The sequence below is a fragment of the Nocardioides sp. genome, assembly GCF_044226765.1.
Lineage (GTDB): Bacteria > Actinomycetota > Actinomycetes > Propionibacteriales > Nocardioidaceae > Nocardioides.
Genome location: NZ_JBGAGJ010000014.1, coordinates 35,154 through 48,305 on the forward strand (window position 1 = coordinate 35,154; position 13,152 = coordinate 48,305).

The window sequence follows — 13,152 nt, forward strand, 5'->3', positions numbered from 1 at the left end:
CTTGCACGAGGGCCGCCCCCGGGAACGCCGCAGCCGCGACTGCGGCGACGGGCGCTGATGGTCCTTCCAGGCTAGGACCGGGTGGGGCCGGGCGACAGGGTCGCCGGTCCCGGCCGGGGCCGGGACGACCGGCCCGGGTACCAGCTGGTGAGGCCTCGGGCGCCACGCCTGCTCAGCGACACGTGCACGTGGTCGCGGTGGCGGAGGGTGGCCGAGCAGCGCCGGCGCGTCGGGCAGCTGGAGGCGAGGTAGGGCTCGGGCTCGAAGTGGGTCCAGGCCGGGTACATCCGGTCGTTCCAGATCACGTACATGACTCCGGCCCGGCGCGCCCACGCGTCGGCGTTGCCGGCCGCGTCGGTCGCGAACAGCCGGTCGAGCAGCGCCTGGACCCGCTCGCGGTCGGCCGGCCGGCGCACGTCGGCGCCCCAGTCGAAGGCGCGGCCCGTCTGGTGCTCCGAGGTCGGGTGGCGCCGGCAGGCCCGGGACGTCGCGACCAGGGCGCCGCCGTACCGGTGCACCACCGCTCGGGCCAGGAGCACGGTGCCCGGGAGGGGCCGCGGGTGGCACCTGGTCCCGGGGTCGTACGACGCGTACCCCTCGATCGGGGTCTGGGCGGACGCGGCGGCCGGCCCGAGGAGGAGCGTGGCCAGGAGGACGGCGATCCCGAGTCGCATGGCCGTCGAGCCTACGCCGGGTGCGACCCGCGCGTGGTCCGTTCGAGGTAGGCACGACCGCGCGGGGAGAGGTCGTAGCCGACGTCGAAGCTCTGGGTGAGGCCGAGGTTCTTCAGCTTGCGGACGTCGATCTTGAACGGGTCGCGCTCCCGGCCGAGCTCCGCGGCGAGGTCCGGTGCCCGGGTGTGCGGCCGGCGCCGGATCACGTCGAGGGTGGCGGTCGTCCAGGGACCGTGGCTGCTCGCCCGGTCCAGCCGCTCGAGCCGGGCATCGATCGCCGCGACGTCCGCGTCGGAGAGGTCGGCGTCCTCCCGCAGGGCGACCCGGGGGTCGGGCCCGGCCCAGGACAGGGCGACACGGTAGGTCGGCAAGCCCTCGCCGACCTTGTCGAGCTGTCGCAGCAGCCGGGCCGCGTCGGGCCAGCCGGCGCGGCGGGCGTCGTCGTCGGTGACCTGCTCGACCACCTCGACGCCGTCGACCCGGACCACGCCGGCGACGGTGCGGAACTGCGACCCCACCCGGACGTCGGGACGGCGCCAGCGCCGGAACGCGAGCGTCACCGAACCGTCGGCGACGCCGTGGGCGACCTTCGGAGGCAGCAGCACCGTCCCACCGTACGGGCCCAGGACGTAGGGTCGGCACGTGTCATCTCGGGACAGTGAGCTGTGGGACGTCGAGGCGGAGACCTTCGACCAGGAGCCCGACCACGGTCTCCACGACCCGGTGGTCCGGGCCGCGTGGCAGAGCCTGCTGCGCTCGTTGGTGCCGCCGATCCCCTCCCGCATCGCCGACCTGGGCTGCGGCACCGGCACGCTCGCGCTGCTCCTCGCCGAGGACGCCCACGAGGTCGACGGCGTCGACTTCTCCCCCGAGATGGTCCGCCGGGCCTGCGCCAAGGCGGGGACCTTCCCCGGCGTCACCTTCACCGTGGGCGACGCCGCGGACCCGCCGCTGCCGGCGGCGTCGTACGACGTGGTGCTGTGCCGCCACGTGCTCTGGGCCCTCCCCGACCCGGCGGGCGTCCTGGCGCGGTGGGTCGACCTGCTCGTCCCCGACGGCCGGGTGGTGCTCATCGAGGGTGACTGGTCGACCGGCGCGGGCCTGACCGCCGACCGGACGGTCGCGCTCGTCGAGGGGGCCGGGCTGGACGCGACGGTGACCCCGCTGCCCGACGAGGGCTACTGGGGCGGGCGGATCGACGACGAGCGCTACGCCGTGCTCGCCAGGCGTCGGGCGTAGGGCTCAGTCGACCGAGGGGCCGGCCGGCGGCTCGTCGGGTCGGCGGCCGTGCTCGACGGTGATCCGGGTGTAGCCACCGTCACCCATCAGGATCGAGGCGCGGGTGAACGCGATGATGCCGAAGCCGACCACGGCGGCGAGACCGCCGCCGGCGAAGAGGAAGATCGGCGTGTTGTCGTCCATCCCCGGGTCGGCGTTCGCGAAGCCGGCGAAGCCGACGACGACGCAGGCGAGGCCGGCGAGGAGCAGCAGGACCCCCACGACGAGCAGGAGCGTCTGGGCGGGTGTGCGGTTGCTCATGATCTGTTCGTCTCCCGAGAGTGTGGATGTGCGGCTGCCAGAATAGGGACCGTGACCGACGCGCCGAAGATCCCCCACGACCTCCTCCCCGCCGACGGGAGGTTCGGGGCCGGTCCGTCCAAGATCCAGACCTCCCACCTCGACGCCCTGGCCGCCACCGGCACGACGCTCATGGGCACCTCGCACCGCCAGGCCCCGGTCCGGGACCTGGTGGGACGGGTGCGGTCGGGGCTGACCGCGCTGTTCTCGCTCCCGGACGGCTACGAGGTGGTCCTCGGCAACGGGGGCGCGACGGCGTTCTGGGACGTCGCCACCTTCGGACTGATCCGCGAGAGGAGCCAGCACCTGTCCTTCGGTGAGTTCTCCTCGAAGTTCGCCGCGGCCGCCGCGGCGGCGCCGTGGCTCGCCGACCCCTCGGTGATCACGAGCGAGCCGGGGTCGGCGCCGGTCGCGGTCGCCGAGGACGGCGTGGACGTCTACGCGTGGGCGCACAACGAGACGTCCACGGCCGTGATGGCGCCGGTGGTGCGGCCCGAGGGCGCGGCATCGGACGCGCTCGTGCTGGTCGACGCCACCTCCGGCGCGGGCGGCCTGCCGGTCGACGTGCGCGAGGCCGACGTCTACTACTTCGCGCCGCAGAAGTGCTTCGCCTCCGACGGCGGACTGTGGATCGGGCTCTTCTCGCCGGCCGCCCTCGAGCGCGCGGCGTCGATCGCGGGCTCGGGTCGGCACGTCCCGGCGTTCTTCGACCTGCCGACCGCGATCGACAACTCGCAGAAGAACCAGACCTACAACACCCCGTCGATCGCCACGCTGTTCCTCATGGCCGAGCAGCTGGACTGGATGAACGCCGCCGGCGGGCTCGACGCGATGGTCGCCCGCACCACGGCCTCCTCCGACATGCTCTACACGTGGGCGGAGAAGTCGCCGTACGCCTTCCCGTACGTCGAGGACCCCGCCCACCGCTCGCTGGTGATCGGCACCGTCGACTTCGAGGACTCCGTCGACGCTTCCCGCGTCGCCGCCGTCCTCCGCGCGAACGGCGTCGTCGACACCGAGCCCTACCGCAAGCTGGGCCGCAACCAGCTGCGGATCGCCATGTACCCCGCCGTCGACCCCGCCGACGTCGAGGCGCTCACGCACTGCATCGACTGGGTCGTCGACCACCTCTGAGCCCCCGGGCGTCAGCCGGTGCTGGTTTACCCGGTCGACCGGGTAAACCATCGCTTGTCGTCGAATACTTCGGCCGACAAGCGATGGTTTACGTCGACAAGTTCGGCGACACCCGGGCTGCTGCACCGCGACCGGCGTGGCCGGCCCTCACGGTCGACCTCCGGGGCAGACCAGGGCTGACCCCGATGGCGCGAGGGCTGGGGCGGGTCCACGCTCTGGGCATGCGGAGGTCCGCGGGGCCGGGAGCCCGGCCGTCGCTGGACGGCGTCGAGCTCCCTCGTCGCCCGGTGCTGCTCTTCTGGGCGCTGGCCGTCACGCTGGAGGTGCTGCTGGGGGTCGCGTTCCTGCTGACCGGGGCGGACGCGGCGATCGAGACCGGCCTGGACCGCGCGGGCCTCGACTTCGGCTCCGACCTCGTCACCGCGGCTCGCGTCGTGGTCGCCTACCCGGCGGCCCTCGTCGGGGTGCTGCTCGCGCTCGCCCAGGTGGCCGCGCCGGACCTCGCCGTCCTCCTCGTCGCCGGCGTCCGCGGCGGACGCCGCCTCGTGCGGGTCGTGGGGCGTCGGTTCCGGCCGTGGTCGCCGGAGGTGGGCGCCCGCACCGGCCTGCGGATCTGGCTGGTGGTCGTGGTCGTCTTCACCGCCTGCAACCTCGCCAGCGGCCTGCTGCACCGGGCCTTCGTGCCCGACGACCTCACCTGGCGCCTCTCGGGGAGCATGCTCGCGCTGCTACCGGTCGCCATGTTCCTCGACGCCGGAGCACTCCTCGAGGAGAACGGGTGGCGCGGGTTCGCGCTCCCGGTCCTGCTGCGCTCCCACGGCCCGGTCGCGGCGTCGGTGCTGGTGGGCCTGGCCTGGGCGACCTGGCACTTCCCGGTCAAGTACGACGCCTTCGTCGACTACGGGCTCGGCGGAGGGCTGGCCTACCTGGGTGCGTTCACCGTCAAGCTGGTCGCGATCTCGGTCGTGATGACCTTCTTCTGGGCGCGCGCCGGCCAGGCGACCCTGCTGGCGGTGGCCATGCACGGCCTGTCCAACGACGTCGCGCGCATCGGCGGCCTCGCCGACGGGATCACCTGGCAGTCGTCGGCCATCAGCGAACTCGACCTCGCGCTGCCGTTCGTCGTCGTGGCCCTGGCGCTCATCCCCTATGCCAACCGCACCGGCTGGGGCCGCCTGCGGTCATGACCTCTGCACGGCGGTCACTACTCGCTGAGGTCCGGATCGGGATCGGCGCCCGGCTCGGCGTCCGGTCCCAGCTGCTTCTGGTCCGGCTCCTCGCCGTCCGGGGTGGGCGGGTCGGAGTCCTGGTCGTGCTCGAGAGGTTCGCTGGTCATGGCTGGGCGGTACCCACCCCGGCGCCGACTACGTCTGCGGACCCCGTCCGGCGACCCAGACGACCTGGTGGACTCCCACGCCGAGCGTCCGCAGCCGGTCGAGGACCGCGGCGAGCTCGGCCGCGCCGTGGAGGTCACCGGTGATCGTCGTCGCGGGCTCCTCGGTCCGGACGGTCAACGCGACTCCTCGGCTCGCCAGCTCGCGCTCGAGCTGCGCGGCGACCGCGCCGTCGACGCGGATCATCGTGCGTGGCACAGCGACTCCTCCCGGCCGTCATCCTCACCAGGCCGGACGGGCGCGGTCTTGACCTCAGGCGACAGGTTCTTGACGCTGTGCGACATGTCCACCGTGCGCGGGTCCTCCCTGCAGGGCTTCAGCGAGCTCGTCGAGGAGCTGGGCTCCGACCCGTGGGGATTGCTGGGAGAGGCCGGCATCGACCCGGCCGCGGTCGGCGACGGTGACAGCCTGATCGAGACCCGGCGGGTGCTGGTGCTGATGGAGAGTGCCGCACGGGCGACCGGCGCCCCCGAGTTCGGGCGCCGTCTCGCGCTGCGGCAGGGCATCGAGATCCTCGGGGCGCTCGGCATCGCCGCTCGCTCGTCGTCCACCGTCGGTGCCGCGTTGGGCGCCATCGACCAGCACATGGCCAGCTACTCCCCTGAGCTCCTCGCCCGCGTGGACCCCCGACCCGAGGAGCGCCTCGCGAGCTTCGAGTGGGCGCTGCGGACCCAGCACACCCTTCCGCACGCCCAGACCGCCGAGCTCGGCCTCGGGGTGTCCCTGCGCGTGTTCCGCGCCCTGGCCGGCGAGTCCTTCACCCCGACCGCGGTGCTCCTGCGCCACGGGCCCGTGGGCGACCCGGCGGCGTACGCCGACTACTTCGGCTGCCCCGTGCGCTTCAACGCCGACGACCACGGCTTCCTGCTCCGCCGCGAGGTCCTCGACCTGCCGGTGTCCGACGACGTCGCGGTGCACCAGCTGGCCCTGCGCTACCTCGCCGGGCACACGATCCCGGTGGACCCGGGCGACCAGACCCCCGTGACCACGACGATCCGACGACTGCTCCCGACCGGGGGCCTCAGCCTCGAGCAGGTGGCCGTCCAGCTCGCCGTCCACCCGCGCAGCCTCCAGCGCCAGCTCGCCGTCCAGGGGACGACCTACCAGCAGCTGGTCGACGACACCCGGCGCGAGGAGGCCGTCCACCTGCTGCGCGACACCGACCTGCCACTGACCCACATCGCCCACCTCCTCGGCTACACCGAGCAGAGCGTCTTCTCGCGCAGCTGCACCCGCTGGTTCGGCACCAGTCCCAGCCGGGCCCGGGGCGTCCTCCGGGAGCCGCAGCCGACATGACCCCGCGCGACGGTCAGCCGCGCTCCTCGGCGACGCTGTTGCCGCCGTCGACGACCAGGCACTGACCGGTGACGTAGGAGGCACCCGGCGAGCAGAGGAAGCCGACAGCCGCAGCCACCTCCTCGGGCGTGGCGCTGCGCCCCGTCGGCACCACGGTGCCCTGGCGGGCCTCGTCCTCGGTCTGGCTGCCGGTGGCGATCCAGCCGGGCGCGACGGCGTTGGCGGTGACGCCGTCGCCCGCGTGGTCGACGGCGACCGACCGGGCCAGCCCGACCAGGCCCGCCTTCGCCGCGGCGTACGCCGCCTCGCCGCGCATCGCCATCACCGGTCCGGTCACGGACGCGACCATGACCACCCGGCCCCAGCGTGCGGCCACCAGGCCGGGGAGCACGGCCCGGGTCACCAGGTAGGCGGTGTCCAGGTTGCGCGCGATCGAGGCGCGCCACTCGTGGTACCCCACGTCGGAGAGGCGGCCGGACGTGCCCGGGGACGAAACGCTGGTCATGCCGGCGTTGTTGACCAACACCGTCGGCGCGCCGAGCGCCGCGGTGACCTCCGCGACCGCGCGCTCGACCTCGCGCGGGTCGGTCAGGTCCGCGACCACGCCGACCGAGCCCACGCCGACCGCCTCCAGCTCGGCCGCCCGCTCCGCGACCCGGCCCGTCGTGGCGGCCACCGCCACCGAGGCGCCCAGCGAGCCCAGCAGCCGCGCGCACGCGGCGCCGATGCCGTCGGGGGCGCCCGCCCCGGTGACCAGGACGACGCGACCGGTCAGGTCGTACGCCGCCGGCAGCGTCGTCACCGCGGGCCCTCGGCAGCCGCACGCACCTGCTCGTAGGTCGCCTGGTCGTAGGCGACGATCCGGGCTTCGGTGACCGACGTCGCGACCGACCCGAAGACCTCGAGCGGGGCGGCGATCGCGTCCTCGCGCAGCCAGCCGTAGATGCCGGCGGAGACGAGCGGGAAGGCCACCGTCGACGCACCCAGCGAGTCGGCGACCTCGAGCGCGCCGGCGTAGCACGACAGCAGCAGCGAGCGGTCCCGCTCGCCCGCGGTCCAGTTCGGCCCGACGACGTGGATCACCCACCGCGCGGCCATCGCACCGGCCGTGGTCCAGCCGGCGGCGCCGGTCGCGAGCCCGTGCGGGAAGCGGGCGACGCAGTCCTCGAGCACCGCCGGGCCGCCGGCCTGGTGGATCGCCCCGTCGACCCCTCCACCGCCGCGCATCGCCCGGTTGGCGGCGTTGACGACGGCGTCCACCCGCTGCTGCGTGATGTCGCCCTGCACGACCGTGACGTCCACGGGTCAACTCTCGCGGATCAGCGTGAGCGTCGCACGCTCCAGCGCGGCCTGCCGCTCGTCGGGGTTCGCGTAGCGGCGGGAGGTGGCCCGCGAGATCGTGCGTCCCGCCTCGTAGGCCTCGATGACCCGAGGGTCCACGTAGGACGAGCGGGCCAGGGTCGGGGTGTTGCCGAGGAAGGACGCGACCTCCTTCATCGCCCCGGAGACCGCCCGCTTGCGCGACGCCTTCGTGTGGCCGGGCTCCGGCGTCTCGGCCAGCGCCGCGGCGGCGAGCACGGTGGCGTGCCAGGTGCGGAAGTCCTTGGCCGTGGCCTCCAGCCCCGTCGACGAGCGGACGTACTCGTTGACCAGGTCGGGCAGCACCGACCGCCACGACCGCCCCTGCTTGTAGGCGAGCAGGCGCAGGTCCTCACCCCGTCGCCGCCTCATGATCTCGATGGCCTCGACCACGGTCACGTCGTCGATCTCGATCCGGTGGTCGACGCCCGACTTGCCGACGAAGGTGAACACGAGGCGGTCCTGCTGGCGGCGCACGTGCCGCCGCTCCAGCGTGGTGAGCCCGAACGACCCGTTCTCGTCGGCGTACACGTCGTTGCCGATGCGGAAGTAGCCGAGGTCCAGCAGGCGTACGGCGGCCGCGCAGGCGCGCTCGAGCGGCATCCCCTCCCGACCGAGGTCGGTGAGCACGAGCTCGCGGGCCTTGGTCAGCGCCCGGCCGAACATCAGCATCCGGGCGAACTTCTCCGCGTCGCGCCGGGTCCGCCACTCCGGGTGGTAGAGGTACTGCCGCCGTCCCGCGTCGTCGGTGCCGACGGCCTGCAGGTGACCGTTCGGGTAGGGCGTGATCCAGACGTCCTTCCACGCCGGCGGGATCACCAGCGCGCGGATCCGCTCCACGTCCTCGGGAGGCAGCCGGTCGCCGTGGCGGTCGAGGTAGACGAAGCCGCGACCGGCCCGCCGCCGGGTCCACCCCGGCTGGTCGGGAGAGGTCCTACGCAGCCGCACCATGGCCGAGGAGTAGCCGCAGCGCCCGCCCGACAAACCCGGCCGAGCGCTCCAGCCAGCCCCAGGCGGAGACCGGCACCACCCGCAGCACCCGGCTGTGCTCCCCCTCGCTGCTGACGTGCACCCACCCGTCCTCGTCGACCGCGATGCCCTCCCCCTGCGGTTGCGCGGGCAGGTCGAAGGTCGCCACCTCGCGCAGGCCCGGGTAGGTGTAGGCGGCGGCGCCCGCGTAGCCGCGGACCAGGTAGTGCCGGCCGTCGGGGAAGAACGACCCGTCCGTGGCGAACGGCAGCGCGTCGGCGACCGGCCGCAGCCGGTTGGGCTGCTGCGGCGACAGCCGCCTCGGCGCGGCGTAGACCGTGCCGCCGCGCAGGTCCTTGGTGACGACGAGGAGCCGGCCGTCCGGGGCGGCGAGCAGCGTCTCGGCGTCGTGGGCCCCGTCGGGGTAGACGAGCGTGTACGCCGGCGGCGTCACCGTCCGGTCACCTGGACCGACGGGGACCCGGAGCACGGTCACCGACGACCGCGACGCGGTGTTGTCGCCGATGTCTCCCACCCACACCTCGCCCGGACCGGCCGGCGCGAGGGCCTCGACGTCGACCGGGGCCGGCGACCACGAGGTCGTGCCGACCGTCGCGCCGGAGCCGTCGACGGTGAAGACGCGGCCGCGGTCGCCGGAGTCGTTGACCGTCACGAACAGCCCGTCCCGGACGACCAGCCCGCTGGACTCGACGATCGCCGGGTCGGAGAAGGCGAAGTCGACGAGCAGCATCAGCCCAGGAGCTCGGCCAGCCGCGGGTGCAGACCCCAGGTCGTGACGAGCTCGTCGTACTCCTTGCGCACCGAGCCGCCCTTCACCGGCGCACCGGTGCGCACCGCACGCAGCATCGTGTTGCGCGGCGTGTGCTGGCTCTCGACGAACTGCACCACGTCGACCCGGTAGCCCTGCTGCCGCATCAGCGACGCCCGCAGCGCGTCGGTGAGCGTGTCGGCCAGCCGCTCGCGCAGGATGCCGTGCCGCGTCACCATCGCGTACGGCGAGGGGGTCGGCGCCTTGCGCAGCTGGGCGGCCACGTCGTGGTGGCAGCAGGGCGCGGCGAGCACGAGTCTGGCGCCCCAGCCGACCGCCTGGGCCAGGGCCTCGTCGGTCGCCGTGTCGCAGGCGTGCAGCGCCAGCACGACCTCGGGCACCGGGTCGAGCTCGACCCCGCCGATCGTCCCGACCACGAACTCGGCGGCCACCCCGAGGTCGGCGGCCACCGCGCTGTTGTGGTCGCGCGACTGCTCCTTGACGTCGACGCCGACCAAGCGGACCGGCAGCCCACGCACCGACGTGAGGTAGCGGTCGGCGGCGAAGGTCAGGTAGGCGTTGCCGCAGCCGAGGTCGGCGATGCGCAGCGGGTCGTCGGCGGTCGGGCGCCGCAGGCGTCCCTTGTCGAACGCGTCGGTGATCGAGCTGTCCAGCAGGCGCAGGAACTCCTCGACCTGGCGGTACTTCGCCTGCCGGCTCGGCTTGAGCCGGCCCTCCTGGTCGGAGATCCCGAGCGCCACGAAGACCGGGTCGTCCTCGGGCAGCAGCCGGGACTTGTCGCGGTCGTGGGCGCGCTCGGCCTCGACGGGCGCCGCGCGGTCGGTCGTGTGCACGACCGCCTCGAGCTTCTTGGTGACCCGCAGCTGGTGGGTCTGCGTCGTGGTCTCGACGTGCCAGCTCGCGAAGGGCTGGTCGAGCAGCTCGTCGACCGCGTCCCGGGCTGCGGTCGACCCGTCGGACGGGGCGACGTGGTTGGACGTGAAGGCCTGCGTGGCGTCGTAGGTGACGACCTGCAGGTGCCGGCCGGCCTTGAGGTCGACGTAGCGCAGCTCTGCCCGCCGCCAGGTCGGCTGCTCGCCCTTCTGCCGGCCCGACGCGACCGCCTTGACCAGGACGTCGGGGTCCAGGATCAGGCTGCGCATCCGGTTCAGCGCCCGCAGGAGCGGCTCGCTCACCGCCACACGCTCGCGATCACCACGATGAGCAGGATGCCCGCGAGCGCGACCGGGATGACGAGGTTGCGGTGGCGGGGCTTCACGCCTCCAGCCTAGATTCCAGGAGCTCGGCGAGGTGCATCGTGGGGACACCGGCCAGGTCGTCGAGCTGCACCCGGCAGGACATCCCGTCGGCGAGCACGACGGCGTCCGGGTGGGACCGGACCGCGGGCAGGAGGTGGGTCTCCGCGATCGCGACCGACACGTCGTAGTGGCCCTTCTCCATCCCGAAGTTGCCGGCCAGCCCGCAGCAGCCCGCGACCTGGGTGACGGTGGCCCCGGCCCGCTCCAGCAGCCGGCGGTCCGCGGCCCAGCCCAGCACCGACGCGTGGTGGCAGTGCGGCTGCGCGACCACCTCGACGCCCGCGAGCGACGGGATCGGCACGTCGAGCCGCTCGAGCAGCTCGGCGAACGTGAGCACCCCGACCGCGGAGCCGGTCAGCTCCTCGGCGTCGCTGCGCAGGGTCGCCAGGCAGGAGGGCTCCAGGCCGACGACCGGCACGCCGGACTCGACGTACGGCGTGAGCGTGCGGACCGTCCGCTCCAGGATGGTCCGGGCCTGGTCGAGCTGACCGGTGGTGATCCAGGTCAGGCCGCAGCAGGCGTCGTCGGCGATGACCCGCGCGGTCACGCCCACCGACTCCAGGAAGCGGATCGCGGCCAGCGCGTTCGCCGGGAAGAAGTGGTCGGTGAAGGAGTCGGCCCAGATCCACACGTCCGGCACCCGGTCGGGGACGCCCACCGTGCGGCGCAGCGTGCGCGGGGCGAACGCCGGGATCGAGCGCCGGTGGTCGATCCCCGCGGTCGCCTTCGCCAGCCGGGCGACCGGCCCGAGCCGCATCATCCGGTTCGCGACCGGCGCCATCGGCGCCGCCAGCCGTGCCCACCGGGGCAGCCGGCCGAGCAGGTAGTGGCTGCGCGGCCGGCGCGCGCTGCCCGGCCCGTCGTAGGTCGCGTGCAGCGCCTCGGCCTTGTAGGTCGCCATGTCCACCCCGGTCGGGCAGTCCGACGCGCAGCCCTTGCAGGCCAGGCAGAGGTCGAGCGCCTCGTGCACGGCAGGGTCGGCCAGGCCCTGGACGAGCGTGCCGTCCAGCGCCTCCTGGAGCACCCGGGAGCGGCCCCGGGTGGAGTCCTTCTCCTCCCCGGTGGCCAGGTAGGACGGGCACATCACCCCGCCGGTGCGCGGCGCCACGCACTTGCCGACGCCCGTGCAGCGGTGCACGGAGTCGGCGAGCGGGATCGCCGGCCGGGGCCGCGCCGGTCGGAGGTCGGCGTCGAGCGGGCGTGGGTCGACGATGTTGCCCGGGTTGAGCAGGTTCCGGGGGTCGCAGATCGCCTTGACCGCGCCGAAGAGGGCGATCGACTGCTCGTCGTACATCAGCGGCAGCAGCTCCGAGCGCGCCCGGCCGTCGCCGTGCTCGCCGGACAGGGACCCGCCGTGGTCGCGCAGCTTGAGGGCGCAGGCGGTGAGGAACTCGCGGAACGACGCGCGAGCGTCGTCGCCCGGCCGGACCTGGAAGGGGAAGTCGATGCGCACGTGCACGCAGCCGTCGCCGAAGTGGCCGTAGGGCACGCCGTCGAGGTCGTGGTCGCGCAGCAGCTCGTCGAAGTCCCGCAGCCAGGCGCCGAGCCGCTCCGGCGGCACGGCCGCGTCCTCCCAACCCGAGTACGCCGGCCGGGACAGCGACCGCGCCGCGAGGCCGGCCCCGTCCTCGCGGATCCGCCACAGCGCTGCCGACTCCGCGCCCTCGGTGACCACCCGGTGCCCGAGGGCCCCGGCCTCCTCGACCACGCGCGCGACCAACCCGGCGTCGACCACCTCGACGAAGAGCCAGCCCGCCCCCGGGGGCAGCTCCGGCACCGACCCGCCCCGTGCCCGCACCAGGTCGACGATGCGCGCGTCGAGGCCCTCGCACGCCACCATCGCGCCCCCGGTCGCCGCGAGGAGGGCCGGTACGGCGTCGGCCGCCTCGATCATCGACGGGTAGCCGAGCACCACCAGCTGCCGCTCGACGGTGTCGTCGACCAGCCGCACGGTGGCCTGGCGGACCACGGCGAGGGTGCCCTCCGAGCCGGCGAGGAACCGGTCGACGGAGCGGCCGTGCTCGGGCAGCAGGTGCTCCAGCGAGTAGCCGCTGACCTGTCTCGAGAACCGTCCGAAGCCGGTGCGGACGTGGGCGAGGTGCTCGTCGACCAGCACGCCCAGCCGGGCGGCGACGTCGGTGGCACCCGGGCCGTAGGCGACGTCGAGGGACACCATGTTGTCCACGGTGCGGCCGTAGCCGAGGGCCCGCGAGCCGCAGGCGTTGTTGCCGATCATCCCGCCGATCGTGCAGCGGGTGTGGGTCGAGGGGTCGGGGCCGAAGCGCAGCCCGTGCGGGGCGGCGGCCCGCTGCAGGTCGGCGTGCACGACCCCCGGCTGGACCACGGCGGTGCGCGCCTCGGGGTCGATCGACACGACCCGGTCGAGGTGCCGGCGGGTGTCGACGACGATCCCGGTGCCCACGGCGTTGCCGGCGATCGACGTCCCGGCGCCGCGCATCGTCACCGGCGCCCCGGTCTCCGCGGACGCGTCGAGGACCGCGTCGAGCTCGTCGGCGTGGCGCGGCCGCACGACCACCTGCGGGACGACCCGGTAGAGCGACGCGTCGGAGGAGTAGAGCGCCCGCGCCAGCACCGAGTCGTCGACGTCGGTGACCCCGCGGACACGCAGCGCACCGACGAGATCGGGGGTGGACGTCACG

15 protein-coding genes are annotated in these 13,152 nt (G+C 74.2%); 4 read left to right on the forward strand and 11 right to left on the reverse strand.

All coding sequences use genetic code 11. The features are described 5' to 3' along the window. Positions 1-71: 71 nt before the first annotated feature. Positions 72-674 (reverse strand): hypothetical protein, encoded by a 603-nt coding sequence (locus tag ACILRH_RS21125; protein WP_395696046.1) that lies wholly within the window; start codon positions 672-674, stop codon positions 72-74. 11 nt (positions 675-685) lie between these two features. Further along, complete coding sequence (locus tag ACILRH_RS21130) at positions 686-1,279, reverse strand: hypothetical protein (protein ID WP_395696047.1); 594 nt, start codon at positions 1,277-1,279, stop codon at positions 686-688. Positions 1,280-1,316: 37 nt separating this feature from the next. On the opposite strand from ACILRH_RS21130, the gene ACILRH_RS21135 reads away from it, so the two are divergent. Continuing rightward, positions 1,317-1,913: a class I SAM-dependent methyltransferase gene (locus ACILRH_RS21135; RefSeq protein ID WP_395696048.1), complete on the forward strand. Its 597-nt coding sequence runs from the start codon at positions 1,317-1,319 to the stop codon at positions 1,911-1,913. A 3-nt stretch (positions 1,914-1,916) separates the two neighbouring features. Here ACILRH_RS21135 and ACILRH_RS21140 read toward each other — a convergent pair whose 3' ends face one another. Further along, the gene (locus ACILRH_RS21140) at positions 1,917-2,213 is read right to left on the reverse strand and encodes a hypothetical protein (RefSeq protein WP_395696049.1); all 297 of its coding nucleotides are present in this window, start codon (positions 2,211-2,213) and stop codon (positions 1,917-1,919) included. A gap of 51 nt (positions 2,214-2,264) precedes the next feature. Here ACILRH_RS21140 and serC point away from each other — a divergent pair, with 51 nt between their 5' ends. Further along, positions 2,265-3,386, forward strand: a complete 1,122-nt coding sequence (gene serC, locus ACILRH_RS21145) for a phosphoserine transaminase (protein ID WP_395696050.1) — start codon at positions 2,265-2,267, stop codon at positions 3,384-3,386. A gap of 221 nt (positions 3,387-3,607) precedes the next feature. Next, positions 3,608-4,573, forward strand: coding sequence for a type II CAAX prenyl endopeptidase Rce1 family protein (locus ACILRH_RS21150; RefSeq protein WP_395696051.1), 966 nt, complete (start codon positions 3,608-3,610; stop codon positions 4,571-4,573). A gap of 17 nt (positions 4,574-4,590) precedes the next feature. Here ACILRH_RS21150 and ACILRH_RS21155 read toward each other — a convergent pair whose 3' ends face one another. Next, on the reverse strand, positions 4,591-4,722 hold the full coding sequence (locus ACILRH_RS21155; RefSeq protein ID WP_395696052.1) for a hypothetical protein: 132 nt from the start codon (positions 4,720-4,722) through the stop codon (positions 4,591-4,593). Positions 4,723-4,750: 28 nt separating this feature from the next. After that, on the reverse strand, positions 4,751-4,978 hold the full coding sequence (locus ACILRH_RS21160; protein WP_395696053.1) for a hypothetical protein: 228 nt from the start codon (positions 4,976-4,978) through the stop codon (positions 4,751-4,753). A gap of 84 nt (positions 4,979-5,062) precedes the next feature. On the opposite strand from ACILRH_RS21160, the gene ACILRH_RS21165 reads away from it, so the two are divergent. Then, positions 5,063-6,076: an AraC family transcriptional regulator gene (locus ACILRH_RS21165; RefSeq protein ID WP_395696054.1), complete on the forward strand. Its 1,014-nt coding sequence runs from the start codon at positions 5,063-5,065 to the stop codon at positions 6,074-6,076. 13 nt (positions 6,077-6,089) lie between these two features. Here ACILRH_RS21165 and ACILRH_RS21170 read toward each other — a convergent pair whose 3' ends face one another. From ACILRH_RS21170 to ACILRH_RS21195, 6 genes are all read right to left on the reverse strand, one after another. Next, entirely contained in the window at positions 6,090-6,878 is a 789-nt protein-coding gene (locus ACILRH_RS21170) for an SDR family NAD(P)-dependent oxidoreductase (protein ID WP_395696055.1), read from the reverse strand. Beyond that, a complete protein-coding gene (locus ACILRH_RS21175) occupies positions 6,875-7,378 on the reverse strand; it encodes a macro domain-containing protein (protein ID WP_395696056.1) in 504 nt (167 codons plus the stop codon). Before ACILRH_RS21175 ends, ACILRH_RS21170 begins: the two co-directional genes overlap by 4 nt. A gap of 3 nt (positions 7,379-7,381) precedes the next feature. Further along, positions 7,382-8,386: a DNA topoisomerase IB gene (locus ACILRH_RS21180; protein WP_395696057.1), complete on the reverse strand. Its 1,005-nt coding sequence runs from the start codon at positions 8,384-8,386 to the stop codon at positions 7,382-7,384. Then, a complete protein-coding gene (locus ACILRH_RS21185; protein WP_395696058.1) occupies positions 8,370-9,155 on the reverse strand; it encodes a hypothetical protein in 786 nt (261 codons plus the stop codon). The genes ACILRH_RS21180 and ACILRH_RS21185 overlap by 17 nt, the downstream gene beginning before the upstream one ends. Beyond that, on the reverse strand, positions 9,155-10,369 hold the full coding sequence (locus ACILRH_RS21190; RefSeq protein ID WP_395696059.1) for a class I SAM-dependent methyltransferase: 1,215 nt from the start codon (positions 10,367-10,369) through the stop codon (positions 9,155-9,157). Before ACILRH_RS21190 ends, ACILRH_RS21185 begins: the two co-directional genes overlap by 1 nt. A gap of 79 nt (positions 10,370-10,448) precedes the next feature. Beyond that, on the reverse strand, positions 10,449-13,151 hold the full coding sequence (locus ACILRH_RS21195) for an FAD-binding and (Fe-S)-binding domain-containing protein (RefSeq protein WP_395696060.1): 2,703 nt from the start codon (positions 13,149-13,151) through the stop codon (positions 10,449-10,451). Between the last annotated feature and the right edge of the window lies 1 nt (position 13,152).